5 protein-coding genes are annotated in these 3,461 nt (G+C 58.4%); all 5 read left to right on the top strand.

The window, feature by feature from the left end:
* The first annotated feature begins 8 nt into the window (after window positions 1–8).
* The 5 genes from rpmF to acpP all read left to right on the top strand — a co-directional run bounded on the left by rpmF (window position 9) and on the right by acpP (window position 3,459).
* Window positions 9–191, top strand: a complete 183-nt coding sequence (gene rpmF / locus ACIPL2_RS35080; RefSeq protein ID WP_401365392.1) for a 50S ribosomal protein L32 — start codon at window positions 9–11, stop codon at window positions 189–191.
* 3 nt (window positions 192–194) lie between these two features.
* Window positions 195–1,205, top strand: coding sequence for a phosphate acyltransferase PlsX (gene plsX / locus ACIPL2_RS35075; protein ID WP_401365389.1), 1,011 nt, complete (start codon window positions 195–197; stop codon window positions 1,203–1,205).
* Window positions 1,206–1,331: 126 nt separating this feature from the next.
* Window positions 1,332–2,270 (top strand): ACP S-malonyltransferase, encoded by a 939-nt coding sequence (fabD, locus tag ACIPL2_RS35070; protein WP_401365386.1) that lies wholly within the window; start codon window positions 1,332–1,334, stop codon window positions 2,268–2,270.
* Window positions 2,271–2,286: 16 nt separating this feature from the next.
* Window positions 2,287–3,030 (top strand): 3-oxoacyl-ACP reductase FabG, encoded by a 744-nt coding sequence (gene fabG, locus ACIPL2_RS35065; protein ID WP_401365383.1) that lies wholly within the window; start codon window positions 2,287–2,289, stop codon window positions 3,028–3,030.
* 192 nt (window positions 3,031–3,222) lie between these two features.
* Window positions 3,223–3,459, top strand: coding sequence for an acyl carrier protein (gene acpP, locus ACIPL2_RS35060; RefSeq protein ID WP_003175607.1), 237 nt, complete (start codon window positions 3,223–3,225; stop codon window positions 3,457–3,459).
* Window positions 3,460–3,461 lie beyond the last annotated feature (2 nt).

The following is a 3,461-nucleotide window of genomic DNA, read 5'->3' as shown; positions in this document are numbered from 1 at the left end:
AATCAATTATGGCTGTGCAGCAGAACATAAAATCCCGCTCTGCCCGTGACATGCGCCGTTCGCACGACGCTCTCGAGGCTAGCACCCTGTCTGTAGAAAAAACCACCGGTGAAGTTCACCTGCGTCACCACGTATCGCCAGAAGGCGTATACCGTGGTCGTAAAGTGATCGACAAGGGCGCTGACGAGTAATCCTTGTCTGCTCAAGTCATCGCGATTGACGCAATGGGCGGGGACTTCGGTCCCCGCAGCATTGTTCAGGCCAGCCTTGCTTGTCTGTCTGCTACGCCCTCGCTGCACCTGACCCTCGTCGGTCAACCCTCACTTCTTGAAGAATTGCTCTCTGGCCAATCGGCTGTGGATCGCGCGCGCCTGTCGATTGTGCCAGCGTCCGAAGTCATTACGATGGACGAGAAGCCGGCCCAGGCGTTGCGCGGCAAACCTGATTCGTCGATGCGCGTGGCGCTTGAATTGCTGCGTGACGGCAAGGTCCAGGCCTGTGTCAGTGCCGGCAACACCGGCGCGCTGATGGCCTTGTCACGGTTTGTGCTCAAGACCTTGCCGGGCATTGATCGGCCGGCGATGGTTGCGGCGATTCCGACGCAGAAGGGTTACTGCCAGTTGCTCGATCTAGGCGCTAATGTCGATTGCAGCGCCGAGCATTTATTGCAGTTCGCGGTGATGGGCTCGGTGGCGGCGGAAACGTTGGGCATCGTGCGTCCGCGCGTGGCGCTGCTGAACATCGGCACCGAGGACATCAAGGGCAATCAGCAGGTCAAGCTCGCTGCAACATTGCTGCAAAGTGCCCGTGGTATCAACTACATCGGTTTTGTCGAGGGTGACGGTTTGTACCGTGGCGAAGCGGATGTGGTGGTGTGCGACGGCTTCGTCGGCAATATCCTGCTCAAGTCCAGCGAAGGCCTGGCGACCATGATTGCCGGGCGCATCGAAGCCTTGTTCAAGAAAAACCTCGCGTCAAAAATGGTCGGAGCCCTGGCACTGCCACTGATGAAGCGTTTGCAAGCCGATCTGGCACCCGCGCGGCATAACGGCGCGAGTTTCCTCGGTTTGCAGGGGATCGTAGTGAAAAGCCACGGTTCTGCCGGGGTCCAGGGCTTCCAGAGTGCTATTTCCCGCGCGCTGATCGAAATTCAGGAAAACCTGCCGGAGCGGATTCACGGTCGTCTGGAGGATTTGTTGCTTTAGGCGTTTTCGTCGGACAATGCTTAAATGTGACCGCTCAGTTCAATTGGCCATCCAACTGTCAGTTTCTTGCGTCCCCCAAGCGGGGCGTCAAATTTTCCGACGACAAGATCATTAGGGGCTCGTTACATGTCTGCTTCCCTCGCATTCGTCTTTCCAGGACAGGGTTCGCAGTCCCTCGGCATGCTGGCCGAGTTGGGCGCACAACATCCTGTTGTCCTCGAAACATTCAAAGAAGCTTCCGATGCCCTGGGTTACGACCTGTGGGCACTGACCCAGCAAGGGCCGGAAGAGCAACTCAATCAAACCGATAAAACCCAACCGGCCATTCTGACCGCCTCGATCGCCTTGTGGCGTCTGTGGCTGGCCGAGGGCGGTGCGCGTCCGGCGTATGTTGCCGGTCACAGCCTGGGCGAATACAGCGCCCTGGTAGCGGCGGGCAGCCTGAGCCTGGGCGACGCCGTCAAGCTGGTTGAGCGCCGTGGTCAGTTGATGCAGGAAGCCGTTCCGGCCGGGCAGGGCGGCATGGCCGCGATCCTCGGCCTGGAAGACGCCGACGTGCTGGCGGCCTGTGCCGAAGCGGCGCAAGGCGACGTGGTGAGTGCGGTCAACTTCAACTCCCCGGGCCAAGTGGTCATCGCCGGTGCGAAGGCTGCGGTCGAGCGCGCCATTGAAGGCTGCAAGGCCCGTGGTGCCAAGCGCGCCATGCCGTTGCCGGTCAGCGTGCCGTCCCATTGCGAGCTGATGCGTCCAGCGGCCGAGCGTTTCGCTGAGTCGATCGCGGCGATCGACTGGCAGGCGCCGCAGATTCCTGTTGTGCAGAACGTCAGCGCCGCCGTGCCGGCGGATCTGGAAACCCTCAAGCGCGATCTGCTTGAGCAGCTCTACAAGCCTGTACGCTGGGTCGAGTCGGTCCAGGCGCTGGCCGCCAAGGGCGCGACCCAGCTGGTCGAATGCGGTCCTGGCAAAGTGCTGGCTGGCCTGAACAAGCGTTGCGCCGAAGGCGTATCGACATCCAACCTCAATACCCCAGACGCTTTCGCTGCCGCCCGCGCAGCGTTGGCCTGAATCAGGAGAAGCTTGCATGAGTCTGCAAGGTAAAGTTGCACTGGTCACCGGTGCGAGCCGCGGTATCGGCCAGGCTATCGCCCTGGAACTGGGTCGTCAGGGCGCTATCGTCGTGGGTACCGCGACGTCCGCCTCGGGTGCCGAGCGAATTGCCGCTACCCTGAAGGAAAACGGTATTCAAGGCACTGGCCTGGAGCTCAATGTCACCAGCGACGAATCTGTTGCGGCGGTGCTCGCGAGCATCACGGCACAATTCGGAGCGCCGGCGATCCTGGTCAACAATGCTGGTATCACCCGCGATAATCTGATGATGCGGATGAAAGATGACGAATGGCATGACGTCGTCGATACCAACCTGAACAGTCTGTTCCGCCTGTCCAAGGGCGTTTTGCGCGGTATGACCAAAGCCCGTTGGGGACGAATTATCAGTATTGGCTCGGTTGTGGGTGCCATGGGCAACGCAGGCCAAGTAAACTACGCTGCCGCCAAGGCCGGTCTGGAAGGTTTCAGCCGTGCGCTGGCGCGTGAAGTCGGTTCGCGTTCGATTACGGTAAACTCGGTGGCTCCTGGGTTCATCGACACCGATATGACCCGCGAACTGCCTGAATCACAGCGTGAAGGCTTGGTGACACAGATTCCGCTGGGCCGTTTGGGGCAAGCTCAAGAGATCGCGTCTGTGGTCGCTTTTCTTGCATCCGACGGTGCGGCTTACGTTACTGGGGCTACAATCCCGGTGAACGGCGGGATGTACATGAGTTAAATGTGACGGATTGCTTCAAAAAAATGTCATACGAGCTGTCTAAAATCCGTTATAAAGCTGCAATCTATTTTATAGGCAGAAGGCCGCAGGGTTTGAGGAGTGAAGCTTTCAGTTGAAAAACTGAAAAGTCTTTCTATACACTTACCCACTGGCCAGCTGCCTGAATTTGTCCATTAGGAGTGAAAACAAGGTATGAGCACCATCGAAGAGCGCGTCAAGAAAATCGTTGCTGAGCAACTGGGCGTTAAAGAAGAAGAAGTGGTCAACACTGCTTCCTTCGTCGAAGACCTGGGTGCCGACTCCCTTGACACCGTTGAGCTGGTGATGGCTCTGGAAGAGGAATTCGAGACCGAAATCCCTGACGAAGAAGCTGAGAAAATCACTACTGTACAAGCTGCAATCGACTACGTTACTAGCCACCAGGCGTAATA

Source organism: Pseudomonas sp. NPDC086251 (assembly GCF_044746405.1).
GTDB lineage: Bacteria > Pseudomonadota > Gammaproteobacteria > Pseudomonadales > Pseudomonadaceae > Aquipseudomonas.
The sequence above is the reverse complement of the archived record's forward strand: the minus strand, read 5'-3'. Positions and strand labels throughout refer to the sequence as shown.